At 43.6% G+C, this 16,927-nt stretch carries 22 protein-coding genes; 12 read left to right on the top strand and 10 right to left on the bottom strand.

Going from position 1 to position 16,927, the window contains the following annotated elements; all coding sequences use genetic code 11:
• Window position 1: 1 nt before the first annotated feature.
• Window positions 2-481, bottom strand: a complete 480-nt coding sequence (locus C4S61_RS13415) for a GNAT family N-acetyltransferase (RefSeq protein ID WP_103925321.1) — start codon at window positions 479-481, stop codon at window positions 2-4.
• A 70-nt stretch (window positions 482-551) separates the two neighbouring features.
• On the opposite strand from C4S61_RS13415, the gene C4S61_RS13410 reads away from it, so the two are divergent.
• The 4 genes from C4S61_RS13410 to C4S61_RS13395 all read left to right on the top strand — a co-directional run bounded on the left by C4S61_RS13410 (window position 552) and on the right by C4S61_RS13395 (window position 5,672).
• Window positions 552-1,322, top strand: coding sequence for a type III pantothenate kinase (locus C4S61_RS13410; protein ID WP_103925320.1), 771 nt, complete (start codon window positions 552-554; stop codon window positions 1,320-1,322).
• Between the two features lie 82 nt (window positions 1,323-1,404).
• Window positions 1,405-2,445 carry a quinone-dependent dihydroorotate dehydrogenase gene (locus C4S61_RS13405; RefSeq protein ID WP_103925319.1) on the top strand — a complete coding sequence of 347 codons (1,041 nt, stop codon included), beginning with the start codon at window positions 1,405-1,407 and terminating at the stop codon, window positions 2,443-2,445.
• A gap of 53 nt (window positions 2,446-2,498) precedes the next feature.
• Window positions 2,499-4,985, top strand: coding sequence for an FtsK/SpoIIIE family DNA translocase (locus C4S61_RS13400; RefSeq protein ID WP_103925318.1), 2,487 nt, complete (start codon window positions 2,499-2,501; stop codon window positions 4,983-4,985).
• A 33-nt stretch (window positions 4,986-5,018) separates the two neighbouring features.
• A complete protein-coding gene (locus C4S61_RS13395) occupies window positions 5,019-5,672 on the top strand; it encodes a LolA family protein (protein ID WP_103925317.1) in 654 nt (217 codons plus the stop codon).
• Between the two features lie 157 nt (window positions 5,673-5,829).
• Here the strand turns inward: C4S61_RS13395 and C4S61_RS22670 are convergent, their stop codons facing one another.
• The 4 genes from C4S61_RS22670 to C4S61_RS13380 all read right to left on the bottom strand — a co-directional run bounded on the left by C4S61_RS22670 (window position 5,830) and on the right by C4S61_RS13380 (window position 7,784).
• Window positions 5,830-6,048, bottom strand: coding sequence for an AAA family ATPase (locus C4S61_RS22670; RefSeq protein ID WP_146064409.1), 219 nt, complete (start codon window positions 6,046-6,048; stop codon window positions 5,830-5,832).
• A gap of 186 nt (window positions 6,049-6,234) precedes the next feature.
• Window positions 6,235-6,801, bottom strand: a complete 567-nt coding sequence (locus C4S61_RS13390; protein WP_103925316.1) for an anthranilate synthase component II — start codon at window positions 6,799-6,801, stop codon at window positions 6,235-6,237.
• A complete protein-coding gene (locus C4S61_RS13385) occupies window positions 6,785-7,330 on the bottom strand; it encodes a CvpA family protein (protein ID WP_103925315.1) in 546 nt (181 codons plus the stop codon). Before C4S61_RS13385 ends, C4S61_RS13390 begins: the two co-directional genes overlap by 17 nt.
• Before the next feature lies 1 nt (window position 7,331).
• A complete protein-coding gene (locus C4S61_RS13380) occupies window positions 7,332-7,784 on the bottom strand; it encodes a GatB/YqeY domain-containing protein (protein ID WP_103925314.1) in 453 nt (150 codons plus the stop codon).
• 60 nt (window positions 7,785-7,844) lie between these two features.
• On the opposite strand from C4S61_RS13380, the gene C4S61_RS13375 reads away from it, so the two are divergent.
• Window positions 7,845-8,561, top strand: a complete 717-nt coding sequence (locus C4S61_RS13375; protein ID WP_103925313.1) for a pyridoxine 5'-phosphate synthase — start codon at window positions 7,845-7,847, stop codon at window positions 8,559-8,561.
• Between the two features lie 483 nt (window positions 8,562-9,044).
• Window positions 9,045-9,803, top strand: a complete 759-nt coding sequence (locus C4S61_RS13370; protein WP_103925312.1) for an alpha/beta fold hydrolase — start codon at window positions 9,045-9,047, stop codon at window positions 9,801-9,803.
• A 62-nt stretch (window positions 9,804-9,865) separates the two neighbouring features.
• Here the strand turns inward: C4S61_RS13370 and C4S61_RS13365 are convergent, their stop codons facing one another.
• Window positions 9,866-11,200 carry an amidohydrolase family protein gene (locus C4S61_RS13365; protein WP_103925311.1) on the bottom strand — a complete coding sequence of 445 codons (1,335 nt, stop codon included), beginning with the start codon at window positions 11,198-11,200 and terminating at the stop codon, window positions 9,866-9,868.
• A gap of 392 nt (window positions 11,201-11,592) precedes the next feature.
• On the opposite strand from C4S61_RS13365, the gene C4S61_RS13360 reads away from it, so the two are divergent.
• The 3 genes from C4S61_RS13360 to C4S61_RS21680 are packed head-to-tail and all read left to right on the top strand — an operon-like array spanning window position 11,593 to window position 12,932.
• On the top strand, window positions 11,593-11,949 hold the full coding sequence (locus C4S61_RS13360; RefSeq protein ID WP_146064406.1) for a hypothetical protein: 357 nt from the start codon (window positions 11,593-11,595) through the stop codon (window positions 11,947-11,949).
• A gap of 10 nt (window positions 11,950-11,959) precedes the next feature.
• On the top strand, window positions 11,960-12,793 hold the full coding sequence (locus tag C4S61_RS13355) for a S8/S53 family peptidase (protein WP_103925309.1): 834 nt from the start codon (window positions 11,960-11,962) through the stop codon (window positions 12,791-12,793).
• Window positions 12,762-12,932: a T9SS type A sorting domain-containing protein gene (locus tag C4S61_RS21680; RefSeq protein ID WP_146064405.1), complete on the top strand. Its 171-nt coding sequence runs from the start codon at window positions 12,762-12,764 to the stop codon at window positions 12,930-12,932. Before C4S61_RS13355 ends, C4S61_RS21680 begins: the two co-directional genes overlap by 32 nt.
• 18 nt (window positions 12,933-12,950) lie before the next feature.
• Here the strand turns inward: C4S61_RS21680 and C4S61_RS13350 are convergent, their stop codons facing one another.
• The 4 genes from C4S61_RS13350 to C4S61_RS13335 form a co-directional block, all read right to left on the bottom strand.
• The gene (locus C4S61_RS13350) at window positions 12,951-13,163 is read right to left on the bottom strand and encodes a hypothetical protein (RefSeq protein ID WP_146064404.1); all 213 of its coding nucleotides are present in this window, start codon (window positions 13,161-13,163) and stop codon (window positions 12,951-12,953) included.
• A gap of 82 nt (window positions 13,164-13,245) precedes the next feature.
• The gene (locus C4S61_RS13345; RefSeq protein ID WP_103925307.1) at window positions 13,246-13,983 is read right to left on the bottom strand and encodes a hypothetical protein; all 738 of its coding nucleotides are present in this window, start codon (window positions 13,981-13,983) and stop codon (window positions 13,246-13,248) included.
• Window positions 13,965-14,312, bottom strand: coding sequence for a hypothetical protein (locus C4S61_RS13340; protein WP_103925306.1), 348 nt, complete (start codon window positions 14,310-14,312; stop codon window positions 13,965-13,967). The genes C4S61_RS13345 and C4S61_RS13340 overlap by 19 nt, the downstream gene beginning before the upstream one ends.
• A gap of 11 nt (window positions 14,313-14,323) precedes the next feature.
• Window positions 14,324-14,638, bottom strand: a complete 315-nt coding sequence (locus C4S61_RS13335; RefSeq protein ID WP_146064403.1) for a hypothetical protein — start codon at window positions 14,636-14,638, stop codon at window positions 14,324-14,326.
• Between the two features lie 174 nt (window positions 14,639-14,812).
• On the opposite strand from C4S61_RS13335, the gene C4S61_RS13330 reads away from it, so the two are divergent.
• From C4S61_RS13330 to C4S61_RS13320, 3 genes are read left to right on the top strand one after another with little or no spacing between them, the layout of a single operon-like run.
• Window positions 14,813-15,523, top strand: coding sequence for an SAM-dependent methyltransferase (locus tag C4S61_RS13330; RefSeq protein ID WP_103925362.1), 711 nt, complete (start codon window positions 14,813-14,815; stop codon window positions 15,521-15,523).
• 4 nt (window positions 15,524-15,527) lie between these two features.
• Entirely contained in the window at window positions 15,528-16,598 is a 1,071-nt protein-coding gene (locus C4S61_RS13325) for a dipeptidase (protein ID WP_103925304.1), read from the top strand.
• A gap of 58 nt (window positions 16,599-16,656) precedes the next feature.
• A complete protein-coding gene (locus C4S61_RS13320) occupies window positions 16,657-16,920 on the top strand; it encodes a hypothetical protein (RefSeq protein ID WP_200820584.1) in 264 nt (87 codons plus the stop codon).
• The last annotated feature ends 7 nt before the right edge of the window (window positions 16,921-16,927 follow it).

Raw genomic sequence — 16,927 nt, 5'->3', positions numbered from 1 at the left:
ATTAACTTTTCAACAACTCCCTAATCTCATAATCCTGCAAGTGTGCATTTAGCCAGCCTGCCTCCAGTGTTGCTCCGTATTTTTTGTAAAAATTGATCGCAGGCTCATTCCAGTCCAGGACCTGCCACATCATCCCGGTACAGTTTGTCTCCAGGGATTTGGCCATCACCCGGTCAAAAAGCAGCTTTCCGGCACCATTTCCACGCTCAGATTCGGTCACTACAATATCTTCCAGGTAAAGTCTTTTCCCCTTCCAAGTCGAATAGCGATAATAATAGATGGCGATGCCGATGATTTCATCTGTTTCATTTTTCTCGCAGACATAGAAACCATAAACCGGATTTGGTCCAAACCCGTCTTCTTTCATCAGCTCAAGGGAATTCGTGACTTGCTCGGGAGCTTTTTCATAGCGTGCCAGTTCTTTGATCAGTTCGAGGACACGGGGTAGGTCTTCTAGTTTGCCTTCGCGGAGAGAATACATAGCGAAAAAGGGATTTGAATTTGGTATTTACTTCTTTGTTGGCCTAAATTAGTCAAAACCTGAGAATAGCATGTTTTTAGCCATCGATGCCGGCAACTCGAATGTCGTTTTTGCACTTTTTGATCAAAGAAGCGGAAAATGGACCAACCAATTCCGACTCGAAACTAAGACTCCGAGGCTGATTTCTCAGCTCAGCAAAAAAGTACCGCTCTATTTTATCGAGCATGGAATTCAGCTTTCGCAGATTGAAAAAATCGGCTTTAGTTCGGTAGTTCCCGAGGTAAACTTCATCATTTCGCAATTTTGTAAGAATTTCTTTGGTCTTGAACCCTACTTGATTTCACCCAAAAGCTATCCCAAACTTCCTGTCAAATCCCTTCGGCCAAACGAAATCGGCAGCGATCTGATGTGCAACGTTGTGGCCGCTTTTTCGAAGCATCGCAGCCCGGTCATTATTGTGGATTTTGGAACTGCCCTGACCTTTACAGCCGTAGATAAAAAAGGAGAAATCCTCGGAGTCAACATCGTGCCGGGACTACAAACTGCCATCAAGGCTTTATTTTCCAATACTTCCAAGCTGCCGGAAGTCGAGCTGAGCCTTCCCGATTCTGCACTTGGGAAAAACACGATCCACGCGATTCAAGCCGGAGTTTTGTACGGATATACCGGTTTGGTCAAAGGAATGATCGAGGCAATTGAAGAAGAAACAAAGCTGAAATTCACCATCATTGCCACAGGCGGACTTGCAGCGATATTGACCACTTTGGAAAATACGTTTGACGAAGTCGACCGGAATCTGACCTTGGAAGGACTGAGATTAATCTCAGAAGCAAACTCCTAGATCTTGGAATATCAGGGCATATTTCTGCCTGATTTTCTGCTTGCAATCCCTAACTTTGGTGCTCAATTCTGCTCCAGTCTACGTGTATAAATCTCTGCTCAAACCACTTCTTTTCCTCAAAAATCCGGAGGCAGCGCACCACTTCACTTTTTCGCTTATTAAAACCTTTTTCAATCTCCCGATTGCTCACGCTATAGTCAAATCCACCTTTGGCTTGGATGATCCAAAGCTGGAACGGGAGGTTTTTGGATTGAAATTCAAAAATCCGGTGGGTCTGGCCGCAGGCTTTGATAAGGATGCCAAACTCATCGACGAAATGGCAATGCTCGGATTTGGATTCATCGAAATCGGTACTTTGACACCTAAACCGCAAGAAGGAAATCCACTTCCCCGCCTTTTCAGATTACCACAGGATGAAGCACTGATCAACCGCATGGGCTTCAACAATGGGGGTGTTTTGGCAGCTGTGGATCGATTGAAGCAACGAAATTCCGATGTCATCGTCGGAGGAAACATTGGCAAAAACAAAGTCACTCCCAATGAAAATGCGGTGGACGATTACCTGTTTTGTCTGGAGACACTTCATCCCTATGTGGATTATTTTGTAGTCAATGTCAGCTCTCCAAATACGCCAAATCTTCGTGATTTACAGGAGAAAGAACCGCTAAAGCAACTTCTCCAAGCAGTCAAATCTGCTAACGATAAAAAACCGAATCCAAAGCCGATCCTGCTAAAAATCGCTCCTGACCTCACCGACGGACAATTGGATGACATCGTGGAAATCGTCCAAGAAACCGAAATTGACGGAGTCATTGCCACCAATACGACCATCGACCGTTCGAATCTGAGCACTTCTCCAACTGAAGTGAAGGCAATCGGAGCCGGCGGGGTTAGCGGCAAAGTTCTTGCAAAGAGAAGTACAGAAGTCATCCGATACCTACATCAAAAGTCAAAAGGAGCGTTTCCGATAGTCGGCGTGGGAGGAATATATTCGGCGGCCGACGCAATTGAAAAGTTAGAGGCAGGTGCGAGCCTGATTCAGGTCTACTCAGGCATGATTTATGAGGGACCCGCATTGATAAAAAATATCAAAAAAGGACTTCTGGCATATTTTTCCCGGTAAGATCCGATTCAATAGCCACGTGGCTAAAATTAAAATTGTACTTTCAAGCTTAAATGGCATCAGAATCTTCCGCTAAAAATACATTTCGAAAGAAAGCAGAGAACACTAAAAAAAGCCCTGTCAAACCAAAAGGGCCGGGGTTTTCTTTTGGGAAAATCCAATTTAAGCAATTACCGCTGACGCTTGGGATCATTTTAATTTCAGCGTCAATCTTTTTATTTATTGCCTTCATCAGCTACTTGATCAATGGTCCTGCCGACCAAAGTTTGGTCATGAACAATCCGGATCAGGCGGTTCGGGATGCCGCAAGAGAATCGCGGAATTGGGTGGGTTACCTGGGAGCCCAAGCATCGCACTGGCTCATCTTTCGCTGGTTTGGAATTGCCGCATTTTTACTTCCTCCATTCCTGTTTTTGCTTGGGTTTAGGTGGACGTTTAAGTTTTCCCTGCTACCGCTCACGCGATATGTGGTTTTTTCGCTGTTTTTCACAGCTTGGCTCGGATTATTGATGGGCTACATCGTGATTTTGGTGGAAGGTTACTCGTATTGGAGTTTTCTTTCAGGAGGATTTGGGTATGAGTTGGCCAAGCTTTCCAGTGATTTTCTGGGAATGGGAACCTTCATCATTATTGTTGGCGCATTTTTGATTTTCGTGGTTCTTTTCTTCGGTTTGGAGAAATTGACCTGGTTTTCTCCAAAGGATGAGGAGATGGCTGATAGTTCTGCTCTACAGAAAAAAGAACCCAAAACCAGTCCTTTTTCGATCAATGACGGTTCCGAAGAAAATGACGAATTGGAAGAAGAAATCGATGATGACGGAAGCGCTTGGGAAGTGAAAAGTAATCCCTCAACCGAATCTAAGCCCGAGCTTGCCTTTGATGTCAAAGGAGAAATGTCAGAGGAGCAGGAAGAAGATCTTTTTGAAGTTCCTCAGGTCAATCTTTTGGATGAGGGAAAAAGTGCCGTGAAACAAGGCAATTTCTCAGTAAATAAAATAGAAGAGGAAAAAACAGCCGAAGAGGTCGAAAACCTGGATCCCTACGATCCTACGCTGGACCTCCCCCGATATAAATATCCTACACTTGACCTGCTGAATGAATACGACATCAAAAAGGTGACCGTATCGATGCAGGAACTGCAGGAAAACAAGGATAAAATCGTCACCACACTCAAAAATTTCCAAATAGGAATTCAGGGAATTCAGGCAACGATCGGACCTACGGTGACTTTGTACGAAATCGTCCCCGATCCGGGGGTGAAGATCTCAAAAATCAAAAATCTCGAAGACGATATTGCTTTGAGTTTGGCGGCATTGGGGATTCGAATCATCGCCCCTATCCCAGGAAAAGGTACCATTGGTATCGAGGTTCCCAATAAAAACCGGGAGCTTGTGCCAGCTCGGGCGGTATTGGGCACGGAGAAATTCATGCGTTCAGACAAGGATCTTCCTATTGCTTTGGGCAAAACCATTTCCAATGAAGTATTTGTGGCCGATCTGGCTAAGATGCCTCACCTCCTGATGGCTGGAGCAACTGGCCAAGGTAAGTCCGTCGGACTAAACATGATCTTGGCTTCCTTGATTTACAAAAAGCACCCTTCCCAGTTGAAGTTTGTCCTCGTAGATCCAAAAAAGGTAGAATTAACGCTCTTTAACAAGATCGAGCGGCACTTCTTGGCCAAGCTTCCGGGATCGGAAGAAGCCATTATCACCGATACCAAGAAGGTTATCTATACGCTGAATTCGCTTTGTATCGAAATGGATAACCGATACAATCTACTCAAAGATGCGGGCTGTAGAAACCTCAAAGAATACAACGCCAAGTTTATCGCCCGCAAACTCAATCCTGAAAAAGGACACTATTTCATGCCATACATCGTCCTCGTGATCGATGAGTTGGCGGACTTGATGATGACCGCGGGAAAAGAGATCGAAGCTCCGATCGCTCGCTTGGCACAGCTTGCACGGGCCATAGGAATTCACCTGGTGGTGGCCACCCAACGGCCTTCGGTGAACGTCATCACAGGGATCATCAAAGCAAACTTTCCTGCCCGGCTTTCTTTCCGGGTTACCTCCAAAATCGACTCCAGAACCATTCTGGACGCAGGAGGGGCAGACCAACTCATTGGCATGGGAGACATGCTGCTTTCCCATGGCTCAGAAATGACCCGAATCCAATGTGCCTTCCTGGATACTCCCGAAGTGGACGCCATTTGTGATTGGATAGGTGAGCAAAAGGGCTATTCGGATGCTTATTTACTTCCGGAATTCGTCGGAGAAGATGGAGATGGCTCCATTTCCGGCGTGGATCTTTCAGATCGTGATCCGCTATTTGATGAAGCAGCGCGACTGATCGTTTTGCATCAGCAGGGAAGTACTTCTTTAATTCAAAGAAAGTTAAAGCTGGGTTATAATCGAGCCGGAAGGATTGTAGACCAGTTGGAGGCAGCTGGAATCGTAGGTTCTTTTGAGGGCTCAAAAGCAAGGGAAGTCCTTATCCAGGATGACGCCAGTTTGGAACGGTTATTGAATAGCTTGTAATCGCTGTAAATCCAGTTCCAACAGCTCCAATTCATGAAATTTCCAAGTCAACTTTTCCTTCTTTTTTGTCTGGTTTTATGGAGCTTTCAGGCCACAGCGCAGAAAGACCCAAAAGCCAAAGCCGTGCTTGATGCGATGAGCCAAAAGTACCAAAACATGAAAGGGTTTACCGCAGGTTTTGACTACACCTACCAGGATGCCGGTGTAGCCGGTGACAGGCAAGCCGGTGAAATCGCTGTAAGTGGAGAAAAATACCGATTAAAGCTTCCTGATCAGGAAATCTATAACGACGGAAAAACGGTATGGACCTATATCCAAACAGCCTCTTACAAGGAAGTAACCATCAACGATGCGACTCAGATGGAAGGTGAACTGACTCCCTCAAACATCTATAAAATGTATCAGACTGGCTTCAATTATCGGCTTTTAGCAGACAAAACCTATCAGGGAAAAGCAGTCAATGTAGTCGAACTCACTGCCATGAAATCCAATGCTCCATTCAAGGAAGTGAAATTGATGGTGGACAAATCCTCCAAGGATTTACTGGGATGGGAAATGTCCGACGGGCAGGGAGGGATCTTTTCTTATTCCTTCAAAAATCTAAAAGCTGCTCCTGATCTGGCTGTTGACTATTTTACCTTTGATCCAAAAAAACACCCGGGAATTGAGGTGATTGATTTGAGGTGATTGGATTTAAAGTTACGATTGACCATTTACGACGCATTAAGTTTTTTCTTAGCAATTAGGTGGGATCGAGAATCCGGATTGTTTTGATTATTTCTATTAACTAATTTTATTTTTTAATTGAAAGGTACGGGAGACCGAAATAAACAGGTCAAAATTTTTATTCAGTTTTAGAAAATCGATCGCAACAAATTGAGTGGATTGGAATCCAGTTCAGCCAAAAGGTTTTTTTTTCCAGATTGATATAGACTGTAGGGATATTTTCTGATTCACAGGCTGATTCAAGCTGTTTCAGCAGGGTAGATTTTCCACTCTGTCTTGGCCCGATCAATAGCGTAGCTTCCTCTTTTTTGAGGTGCTCCTTGAGTCTGGCGAAAATCTATCTTTGCATGGTGCTAAACCTATTGAATTTCAAAGGATATGTGAGGCAAAGATAAGTTTGAATTAGATAATTTACCTATTTTACTAGTGAAATTATCTGATATTTTACCTAGTGTACTAGTAAAAATATCGGATATTTTCTCTATTTTAATTAGAGAAATTAGTTAAATATTGATCCCTCTTCTCAGGAATCGAGCATTTTGACCCAGTTTTTTACCAGCTCCAGCCCATACTCCGTCAGATACGCCTCCGGGTGATATTGGATTCCTAGGATCGGGAGCGTCTTATGCGCCATTCCCATGATCTCTCCGGACTCAGTCTCCAAAATGACCTCTAGACAATCAGGCACGTTTTGCAGCTGAAGCGAGTGATAGCGCGTGACTTGGAATTGATCTGTTAGGTTTTCTGTGAAAAAATGAGGTTGAGTTTTTCTAACCAAATGGACTTTACCATGGGTTGGAACTCGATTTTTTACCAATTCTGCTCCAAAAAATTCACCAATCGCCTGATGTCCCAAGCAGACACCCAAGACTGGAACTCGCTTGTAGAATTTTTCAAAAACAGATAAAAGATTTCCTGCATCCCGTGGAATTCCAGGTCCTGGTGAAAGAATCAAGCCTTTGAAAAAGATTTTTTCAATCTCTTCCAAACTTGCATCATTTCGAACGACGCATAATTCCTCGCCTGTCTGTCGAATCAGATCCGCCAAAATATGGCTGAAGGAATCGAAATTATCAATCAGCAGCAGCATCCTTAAACCCTTCCACGATCTCTGCAATCGTCTCCTGCAGCTCTTTGACTTTAGGCACCAGTGGCTCCAACACCCAAATCACACCCGGTGCCAAAGGTTCAATGTATTGGAGATACTCACTTTTTGCACTCCATTCTTTTGGTATTTTAAGCTCAAAACCCAATGCCAGCCACATAAACAGGCTAATAAAAAACGCGGATTTTAAAATCCCCAAAATTGCTCCAGCGATACTGTCTACACTACCCAGCAGGATCATATCCATCATTTTCTTGAGCATCCAACCCGCAATGTTGACGATAAGGAGCGTGATGATAAATACAATCAAAAATGCGATAATCGGAAAAGCAAACGTGAGTTCATCCAGTCGCTCAGCAAGCATTTTGCTTACAGGGTCCATAAAATAAACTCCCAAAATAATCGCCAAAACGAAACCTATAAGACCTACAATAGACATCAACAAGCCTTTTTTGTAGCCCTCATAGGCTCCCAAAGCCAGAATAATCAGGATGACAATATCAATCGGTGCCAACTCAGCCGTTCAAAAGTGATTTTACTTTGTCCGCAATCGCTTTTCCGTCAGCTTTTCCCGCGAGTTGCTTGTTGGCTGCGCCAATGACTTTACCCATTTCTTTGGCACTCACCGCACCTGTGATAGTGATGATTTCCTGAATTGCGGCAGTAAGTTCGTCATCGGTCAAAGCTTTTGGCAAAAACTCCTGAATCACCGCAAGCTCAGCCAATTCCACTTCCAAAAGATCGGGTCTATTTTGTTGTTGGTAAATATCTGCAGAGTCTTTGCGCTGCTTGGCTGCCTTGGTCAAAAGCTTCATTTCTTCATCTTCACTCAGCGCTCCACTGAAGCCTCCTTTTGTTTCCTCGAGAAGAATCATTGATTTGATCGCACGCAAGGCGGTCAACCGTACCTTGTCTTTGGCAATCATGGCGGATTTTATTTCGCCTTCTACTTTCTGCTTTAAAGCCATTAGTCCTAAGTTTGTGTTATATCAATAATACCCTGTAAAAATACCTTTTTCAAAACGGATATGACTCAACTTAGTGTAAATATTAACAAGATTGCCACCCTCCGCAATGCCCGCGGAGCGGACAATCCCAATGTGGTCAAAGTCGCCTTGGACTGTGAGCGATTTGGTGCTCAGGGAATTACGGTTCACCCGAGACCGGATGAGCGACACATCCGCTACCAGGATGTGTTGGATTTGGCAAAAGTGGTGACTACAGAATTCAATATCGAAGGCTACCCCAATCAACGCTTTATGCAACTGATCCGGGAAGTCAAGCCTGCCCAAGCCACGCTCGTACCCGATCCGCCGGATGTGATTACCTCGAATACCGGTTGGGATACCATTACAAATCATAGCATGCTTCGTGAGATCGTTGCGGAACTGCATGAGATCGGTACACGGGTATCCATTTTCATCAACCCTGAAGCAAAATACTTCGAGCCAGCCAAACTTACCGGTACCGATCGAGTGGAATTGTACACTGAACCTTATGCGGCACATTATCATCAGGACCGGGAAAAAGCCGTGAAAGCTTATGTGGAAGTGGCCCATATCGCCCGAGAATTGGGCTTGGGACTAAATGCAGGCCATGACTTAGATCTGCACAACTTGGCTTACCTGAAGCAGCAGATTCCGTTTTTGAAAGAAGTCTCTATCGGACATGCCTTGATCTGCGATGCACTGTATTATGGATTGGAAAATACAATTCAGATGTATCGAAGGCAGTTGGAGATTTGATTGGAAGATTGAAAAATTGGAAGATTGAAAAATTTGTATTGAACCAAGGTGGGTGTCCTCATACCCTATTATAAAATTTTGTGAGGTCGGTTTGTGAGGACACTAACTACGGGGCTTGAAATATAATAATTTAATGATGACCACGAAGTGGTCAAACCTCTGAATAGCCCTAGGCGAAACCTAGGGAAAAATGGAAGGAACAAATTTGGAAACAACCCCGAATGGGGTTGAACATCTAAAATAAAGGGAATCTATTATTGTTCGACCCTTTTCAGGGTCGTCTGATATAATTCAAATCATCTGTTGTCCACGGGTTTCACCCGCGGCTATTTAAAGGTTTGACCCCATTCGGGGTCTAGAAATTGTCTCCATCAAAGTCAAAAGAAAATTTAAAAACTTAAGTAGGGTGTAATTTCCTTAGGTCAAGGGCCAAAACACACAATAATCGACGTAAATCGAAATTCATAAATCGTAAATCTCAACATGCTTTTAAACTTCAAAAAATCCGGCTCCGGCCCACCACTCGTCATCCTTCACGGCCTTTTTGGCTCGCTGGATAACTGGTTTTCCATTGCCAAAGAGTTGGTAGAACATTACACGCTTTACCTCGTCGATCAGCGAAATCATGGAGATTCTCCGCATTCAGAGGAATGGAATTACGCGGTGATGGTTGAGGATTTGAAAGAACTTTTGGATGCTGAGGGATTGGACAAAGTCTTACTCTTAGGTCATTCAATGGGTGGGAAAACGGTCATGAATTTCGCCGTGAAATATCCAGAGCGGGTAGAAAAACTGATAGTTGCGGACATTGCGCCTCGCTATTATCCGGTTCATCATGAGTCAATTTTGGAAGGATTGAACTCTCTAAACCTGAAGGAAATCAAATCCCGGAAGGAAGCCGATGAGCAATTGGCGAAATACATCCCGGAATTGGGAGTTCGTCAGTTTCTGCTGAAAAGTCTGACTCGTGACAGTGAAGGTTTTACCTGGAAGATTAACCTGAAAGTCATCACCGAAAAGATTGAAAATGTCGGAGAAGCCTTGGCCGAAAGTTCAATCTTCGAAGGTCCAACTCTTTTCCTTGCTGGTGCCAATTCCAATTACATTCAACAAAAAGATTTACCAGATTTAGAAGCCCATTTCCCCAACTATGAATTGGAATTTATCGCCAATGCAGGCCATTGGCTTCATGCGGAACAGCCACATGCGGTGGTAGAGGAGATGAGAAGGTTTTTGAGGTAATCTTTTTATGCGCTATTGCAACTGAAAACTGCCCACTTCTGCCTACTGCGACTGCCCACTGATCACTTCACCTTCTTCCCATGCTTTATCACCAGATCCACATTCTGAAGTAGGTTAATATAGCGTAGCACATCTCCGCTGACAGCGATGATATCAGCGTATTTTCCTTCGGAAATGGTCCCATAGTCTTTGTCCACTTTCATGGCAACCGCCGGCCAATAGGTCGCGGCTTTGATCGTCAGCAATGGATCCATTCCAAAATGATTCACCCAGACATCCAGCTCATTCCAGGTGCTTTGGCTGTGAAACTTCATCGGAATGCCGCTGTCAGTTCCCACCAGCATCACCACGCCACTTTCTCTCAATTGGGCAAACTTTCGGTCCAAAGTCGGCTTTCTGACTGGAGTAAGTTGGAAATAGGACATCCTTCCGGGAAAGCGAAGACTAGCCCGAATATCCCGAATAATGGAATCCGGCAAACCCAAATGCCAGGAAGGATCATCCAGCTTCTCAGGATTATCACGCACATATTCGTAGTTGAATAGCCCCTCCACGGTGGGGGTCCAAAAGAGTGGGCCGAGGTTCATTTTGGCTGCCCGCTCTTTCAACATCAACATGATGTCCTCGGGATATTCAGGCGATGAACTCAAACCCGTATGTTCAAAATTGTCCACTCCAATTTGAAGGCCGATACGGATTTCGTCAGGGCGGTGTGAGTGGCCGACGACCATTTTACCGTACTTGTGCGCTTCATCGACCACGGCTTTGGCTTCCTCAAGGGTCATCTGATCCTGATCGATCAGTTTGATCACATCAACTCCGGCATCGACGAGTTTTTTGACTTTGGCTCGGGCATCGGCGGCCCCATTCACGCCCCAACGGAAGGCTTCGGTATTGGGATAAGGCGCTTTTTGGATAAATGGTCCTGACACATAAATCGTAGGGCCGGGAATTTCACCTTTGTTGATTCGATTACGCACATTGATGCTGGCTTCCAAGGGTGCGCCCAAATCTCTGGCACTTGTTACACCCGCCATCAATAACTGATGCGCCGAAGAAGGCATGATCACGGATTCAAATACATCGATATAGGTGCTGTCCCAATGGGTGTAGTCGCTGTGTCCATTGAGCATCAAGTGCACGTGCATATCCCAAAGTCCAGGCAGGACGCTCATACCTTCGGTGGAAATAACTTCTGCGCCAGCAGGAATGGCTAAACTTCCCACTTGGCCAATGGATTTGATCCGTTCATTTTCGATAATAATCACTGAATTTCGAATGGGTGTTCCTCCAAATCCATCGATTAATGTTCCGCCAACAAGGGCTTTGAGATTTTGTGCAGGTGAATTGAAAGAAATGATGAGAAATAAGAGGGAAAGAAATTTGGTTGACTTCATAAGTTCGGTGGAAATAAGAACCAAAAAGGTACAAAACTTAGATGAATTGAGGTGGTCATCATTAGCTAAGAAAGTGTAAAAACACCTGTCAGGTTTTCAAAACCTGACAGGTCTAGTCCAATCATTTTGTTTTTTTAGACTTTCAGAAAGAAGCTGCCAGAATTTCTGACAGATTTTGGGTAAATGTAAACATTCGGTATTTACTTCAAGAGAATCTGATAGCCCAACTGTATTATCCAAAAATCTCCCTGGAGTTGATGTCTGGAATTGGTTAGGTTCCTTCCAATCCCCAATTGAGTTTAGTTCTCTTTTTCCAAGAAACTTTCATTTTTTTCTTTTCGAACTGTAACGAATTATCTATTATGATCGTCTTAGAACTAAATTTGAAAGATATGAAAACCCTGATTAAGAGTATTCTAGTGTTTTTAACAGGCTTTATTTTTTTTGCCTGTGAAGACGACTCCTTGCCAGAAAGTGTGAAGGGAAGGCTAATAGAATTTCCATCTTGTAATTTTGTAAATGTAATTCAGATAGAATCTGGAAACCTTAAAGGAGGATCGATTTCCTCAACAGGTTTACAAATAGAAAATGTTGTTTTATTTCCCGGAAACCCTATACAAGACAGTATTATTTATTTTAATTATCGATTTTTTGACCAAAAAAAAGATCGGGATTCGGTTTACTGCACAGCAGACGTGTTGATTAAGGCTCCTAAAATAATTATTACGAATTATTCAACTTCAGACTAGTTTTTAGCCCATGAAAAGTAATTTAACCCTTCTATTTCTTTCCTTTTTATTATTCACTTCCACATCATTGATGACCCAACAGGATAGCTATTACTGGTCGGCGAACCAAAAGCATTCCCTTCAGGAGGATAGAAATCATGTAATCATTAGTGTGGCCTCAGCCAATGTGGATGTAGTGAAAAGTAAAATTCAGGCTGCGTATTCTGTGAGGAATATAAACCTCCTCAGGTCAGCGAGCGGGTTGTTGATCGAGTTTAGCCAAAATGCACCTAGCCTGGAATCACTCATTCGTTCCCATCCTCAAATTGAGGCCGCGGCTTATGGTCAAAGGTTGGTAGGAGAAGGACCTCCTGTTTTCCTCACAGGCGAGATCTTATTACAGCCGAAAGTAGGCATGGAAATCCATGAAATATTGAGACTAATTTCAGGAGAGTATCTTTCATATGAAGCTACAAAGCATGATACCTATACCATACGGATAAAGGATTGGCAGAAAGTTATTAGCCTAGCCAATAAAATTTATGAAAGCGGTTTGGTCAGGTATAGTCATCCCAACTTTATTGCTGCTATTGAAAGATACCAGGTTACCCCCACCGATCCGCTTTACGCACAGCAATATTACCTCAACCAAGGCAATGACATAGACATCAATGCTCCACAGGCATGGCAACTAAGCAGGGGGCTGAACCAAGTGAGAGTGGCGGTGATAGATGATGGGGTGGAGGCCCATGAAGATCTGAATGGCAGAGTTTTGCAAGGATTTACCCCAACAGACCCCAATGGATTTGGTGCTCCATTAAATAACGGAGCACATGGACAAGCATGTGCTGGGATTATTGGATAAAGAAGGCAGAGAAATTGCAATAGGAATCAGTGTGGCTGGGAAAATGACCTTTGAAGTTTCGCACCTTCAAAAAGGAATTTATTTTATCCATGTGGTGGTCGATGGAGAGCTCACGAGGGAGCAAATCATCATCGAATAAAAATCATCAAACCAATAGCTATCGTGGGTTGCACCCGGGGCAACTCACGATAACTTTTCCACTTCGCCCACCACTTTTCCCCTCACCTTCGATGAGGATCACCGAATTACGGATCGGAGTACCTCCAAAACCGTCGATCAGGGTACCGCCTACGAGGGCTTTGAGATTTTGGGCAGAGGCCTGAAAGGAAAATGCAAGAAATAATAGGGTGAGAAATTGACTTGGCTTCATAGCTTGGGGGGAAAACTGAACCAAAAAGGTACAAAAAAAGCCGTCAGAATTTCTGACAGCTTTTGGTAGTTGTGAATAACTTTCACTTGACTCTGTAAGAATATCCAATTTCCAAGCAAGAATAGCTTAGACTGGTCGAATGAGTGACTTGATACTCCTCAGATTCATAGATGATCTCGGGAAAATCCCTCACGATCACATCCTCCACCAAAGATATTCCCAGGGTTCCTTTTGCAAACAGTGTTGATCTTCCACCAATAGAATAATGAAGTTCAATATTCGGTTTAATCAAAGGGAAAATTCGGCTTTTGATTTCTTGGGAACCAGAAAACGTAAGATCGTATAGTGGTACGCTATAGGTACTTCCATCAGCATTCTGTTTTACGACACGTCTTATTTGGAATGTACTATCACTTTCATAAAATTTATTTTCAATAGGTATAATCCCAATACCGAATGCCGAGTTAAATCGGACAGAAAACTTAGTTTCACGCAGGTGATGTTCATACCCAATTAAAGGCAATATTGAGAAATGATGAATTTCTTTAAGGTCATACCGCATAAATTCAAATTGAAATCCGTTCCCGTATCTATTTACGCCTAGATCTATTCCATAAATAAAACCGTTCTTTTTGATTTTTAAACCCGAAGCGGTAATTGACCATCCGTTTCTATAGACAGTTCTCAACCCGTCAAAGTTTCCACTATAATCCCAATTGATCTTTGGAAATCCAAAGGAAAGATTGATAGTGCTTTGTGGATAAACTTTGGACTGAAGTGCTAAAAATAGCAGTAAGATTATTAGTACATTTTTGAACATGAATAAAATTTTGCTTCTAAACGATAATCCATACCTGTAGTACCGGGAGTGTCTTCGTTGTAACGACATTCATCCCATTCACAATTATCTCCCACATAAAAAGCATTAACTCTTCTATTTTCTATTTCATTTTTGCTTTTTGAAAAAATAGTTCCTTCAGATCCTTTTTCTAATAATTCAAGAACCTCGTCCTTAAAAGAAAAAAGATAAACCTCATTTGAATCGAATTCTCCATTTTTCAAAGATTCCCGTAAGGAGAGATCAGAAGTCACAGCCACCAAACGATTGGCGAAATCGAGATAGAATAATTTATTATCAATGATTACCATCCCATCCTCATCTAAAATATCAAGGAACCTTGATATTCTTTCAATGCTTTGGATTCCTCATCAGAAAAGATTCTGGCATTTGAAGAAGTACTTTCCGTCTTCGTCAGCTTTGCAATGAAATAAAAATCTAAGGATAGGATTTCTTTAGGATCCTGAATCGCATTTTCATAAGATTCAAAATCAGCAAAACTCAATGTTTTGCCTACGACTTCCACTCCTTTGTCTCGCGATAGCTCAGGAAAGTCTTCATTTTGGTCTGGAATACAGGCCGAAAGTGTGGCTCCGAGGAGGATAATCCCTCCAAAATTTTTCAAGCGTTTATTCATAAAAGTTTGTTTTAAAAGTTTAATCAAATGAATAAAAAAAAAATGAACTGCAAAATACTCTAACATTTTTTTTAGAAGAATTTTCAATTTATAGTTGCCAATTAGTTACTGGTTAAAAATGAGATTTTGACAGTAATTTCAGATGGTTGCCATTTTTCTTCCGAATTTTACCCCATGCCCAAAGGAAAGCTTTTCTTAATCCCCAATGTCCTCGCCGATAACACAGCCCATTGGGTGATTTCGCCACAAGTACAAGATGTCATTGCTCATACCAAGATCTTTTTGGTCGAGAATCCCCGCTCCGCCCGCCGTTATATTTCCAGCTTGAAGCTGGGGGTAAACCTGGAGGAAGTTCACATGGAAACCTTGGACAAAGGCACCCCTCCCGAATCGATCAATCGGCTCATGCAGCCCCTGATGAATGGAGCGGATATCGGGGTCATTTCGGAGGCAGGCTGTCCCGGCATTGCCGATCCCGGAGCTCTTGCAGTAGCATATGCGCACTCAAAGGATATTCAAGTTGTCCCGATCTCCGGTCCAAGCTCTATGTTTTTGGCACTTATGGGTTCCGGGTTTTCGGGACAGTCTTTCGCGTTTCACGGTTATTTACCCATTGACAAAAAGGAGCGTGCTGCTGCTTTGAAAAAGTTGGAATCTGAATCGCTCCGTGAACACCGAGCCCAGATTTTCATGGAGACACCTTTCCGGAATAATCAGATGCTGGAAGAAGTCTTGGCCACACTCTCCGGAAACACCAAACTTTGCATCGCAAAAAATTTGACAGCCGCAGACGAATTTATCCAAACCAAGACCATCGCCGATTGGAAGAAATTCCCGATTGACCTTCATAAAATCCCAACCGTTTTCATCCTTCAATCCTTCTAAAGCCATGTTTACCATCGACGCGCACCTTGACCTGAGTATGAATGCCCTCGAATGGAATCGGGATCTCACCCGACCCGTCTCGGAAATCAATGCACGGGAAAAAGGCTTGACTGACAAGCCTGATCGGGGCAATGCGACCGTCTCTCTTCCAGAGCTGCGCAAAGGAAATATAGGCTTGGTCGTGGCTACTCAGATAGCACGATTTGTTGCTCCTGACAATAATCTTCCCGGTTGGCACTCTCCCGAGCAGGCTTGGGCGCAGACGCAAGGTCAATTGGCATGGTATCAGGCGATGGTCGAGAAAGGCGAGATGGCTCAAATCCGGAATTTGAATCAGTTGGAAAGTCATTTAGCGCTTTGGAATGAAGGAAAAGACAATTCTGCCAAGCCTGTTGGTTTTATCCTTTCATTGGAAGGAGCGGACTCGATTGTGAATTTGGATTATCTGGAAAAAGCTTACGAAAGTGGCCTAAGAGCTTTGGGTCCGGCACACTATGGGCCCGGACGCTATGCCTTTGGCACAGATTCTTCTGCGCCTTTGAATAATCAGGGGAAAGAACTGGTAAAGAAAATGGATGAGCTCGGGATCATTTTGGATACCACCCACCTCTGTGATTTGGCTTTTTGGGATGCGTTGGAGATTTATCAAGGACCAGTCTGGGCAAGTCACAACAATTGCCGGGCTTTGGTCGATCACAACCGACAGTTTTCCGATGAGATGATCAAAGCCTTGGTAGATCGCGGGGCTGTAATCGGAGGTGCCTTTGATGCCTGGATGCTGAGTCCGGGTTGGGTCCGCGGCAAGTCCACTCCCAAAGAAAGAGCGGTCACGATTTCTACTGTTTTAGACCACTTGGATCACATCTGTCAAATAGCAGGAAATGCAAATCACATCGGAATAGGATCGGACTTGGATGGCGCTTTTGGTACCGAACAATGTCCATCGGATCTGGAAAGGATCGCTGATCTGCAAAAAATTCCTGAATTACTCCAAAAAAGAGGCTACAAGGCTTCAGACATAGAAAAAGTAATGCATGGCAATTGGTTGAACTTTTTGAAGAAAGCTTGGGCCTGAAGAATCCTGGAAAATCCTCAGTTCCATCATTACAGGCTACTTTGATATCCTCGAGACGGTGGATTACAACACCGGCTATTTGACTACTGCTTGGCAGGTACAGAACTTCCAATCCAGCATTATCCGTACTCGGGTGATTGTATCCAGTGGAGGAAATTCGGATCAAGTAGCCTATGCGGTTAAACTGGTCAGTCAGGAAGCATTTTTGGACGGAAAAAATCCCGTGACGGTCAAAGACGATGAGAAATTCCAAGACTGGGCCCGAATTCTGAAAAAGTACGACGGTCTGATTCAGGAAATTCAAATCCGACTGCAGAATTAATTTCAAT

The organism is Algoriphagus boritolerans DSM 17298 = JCM 18970, from assembly GCF_900108085.1.
Taxonomy (GTDB): domain Bacteria; phylum Bacteroidota; class Bacteroidia; order Cytophagales; family Cyclobacteriaceae; genus Algoriphagus; species Algoriphagus boritolerans.
Note: the sequence above shows the minus strand (reverse complement) of the source record. Positions and strands in the feature narration are given on the sequence as shown.

Coding starts and splice junctions, on each gene's coding strand:
- C4S61_RS13330 (WP_103925362.1), top strand. CDS start 14,813: ATGCCCAAAGGAAAGCTTTTCTTAATCCCCAATGTCCTCGCCGATAAC.
- C4S61_RS13410 (WP_103925320.1), top strand. CDS start 552: ATGTTTTTAGCCATCGATGCCGGCAACTCGAATGTCGTTTTTGCACTT.
- C4S61_RS13345 (WP_103925307.1), bottom strand. CDS start 13,983: ATGTTCAAAAATGTACTAATAATCTTACTGCTATTTTTAGCACTTCAG.
- C4S61_RS13390 (WP_103925316.1), bottom strand. CDS start 6,801: ATGCTGCTGCTGATTGATAATTTCGATTCCTTCAGCCATATTTTGGCG.
- C4S61_RS13340 (WP_103925306.1), bottom strand. CDS start 14,312: ATGGTAATCATTGATAATAAATTATTCTATCTCGATTTCGCCAATCGT.
- C4S61_RS13365 (WP_103925311.1), bottom strand. CDS start 11,200: ATGAAGTCAACCAAATTTCTTTCCCTCTTATTTCTCATCATTTCTTTC.
- C4S61_RS13350 (WP_146064404.1), bottom strand. CDS start 13,163: ATGAAGCCAAGTCAATTTCTCACCCTATTATTTCTTGCATTTTCCTTT.
- C4S61_RS13395 (WP_103925317.1), top strand. CDS start 5,019: ATGAAATTTCCAAGTCAACTTTTCCTTCTTTTTTGTCTGGTTTTATGG.
- C4S61_RS13370 (WP_103925312.1), top strand. CDS start 9,045: ATGCTTTTAAACTTCAAAAAATCCGGCTCCGGCCCACCACTCGTCATC.
- C4S61_RS13355 (WP_103925309.1), top strand. CDS start 11,960: ATGAAAAGTAATTTAACCCTTCTATTTCTTTCCTTTTTATTATTCACT.
- C4S61_RS13380 (WP_103925314.1), bottom strand. CDS start 7,784: ATGGCTTTAAAGCAGAAAGTAGAAGGCGAAATAAAATCCGCCATGATT.
- C4S61_RS13360 (WP_146064406.1), top strand. CDS start 11,593: ATGAAAACCCTGATTAAGAGTATTCTAGTGTTTTTAACAGGCTTTATT.
- C4S61_RS13335 (WP_146064403.1), bottom strand. CDS start 14,638: ATGAATAAACGCTTGAAAAATTTTGGAGGGATTATCCTCCTCGGAGCC.
- C4S61_RS13325 (WP_103925304.1), top strand. CDS start 15,528: ATGTTTACCATCGACGCGCACCTTGACCTGAGTATGAATGCCCTCGAA.
- C4S61_RS13375 (WP_103925313.1), top strand. CDS start 7,845: ATGACTCAACTTAGTGTAAATATTAACAAGATTGCCACCCTCCGCAAT.
- C4S61_RS21680 (WP_146064405.1), top strand. CDS start 12,762: ATGGACAAGCATGTGCTGGGATTATTGGATAAAGAAGGCAGAGAAATT.
- C4S61_RS13415 (WP_103925321.1), bottom strand. CDS start 481: ATGTATTCTCTCCGCGAAGGCAAACTAGAAGACCTACCCCGTGTCCTC.
- C4S61_RS13400 (WP_103925318.1), top strand. CDS start 2,499: ATGGCATCAGAATCTTCCGCTAAAAATACATTTCGAAAGAAAGCAGAG.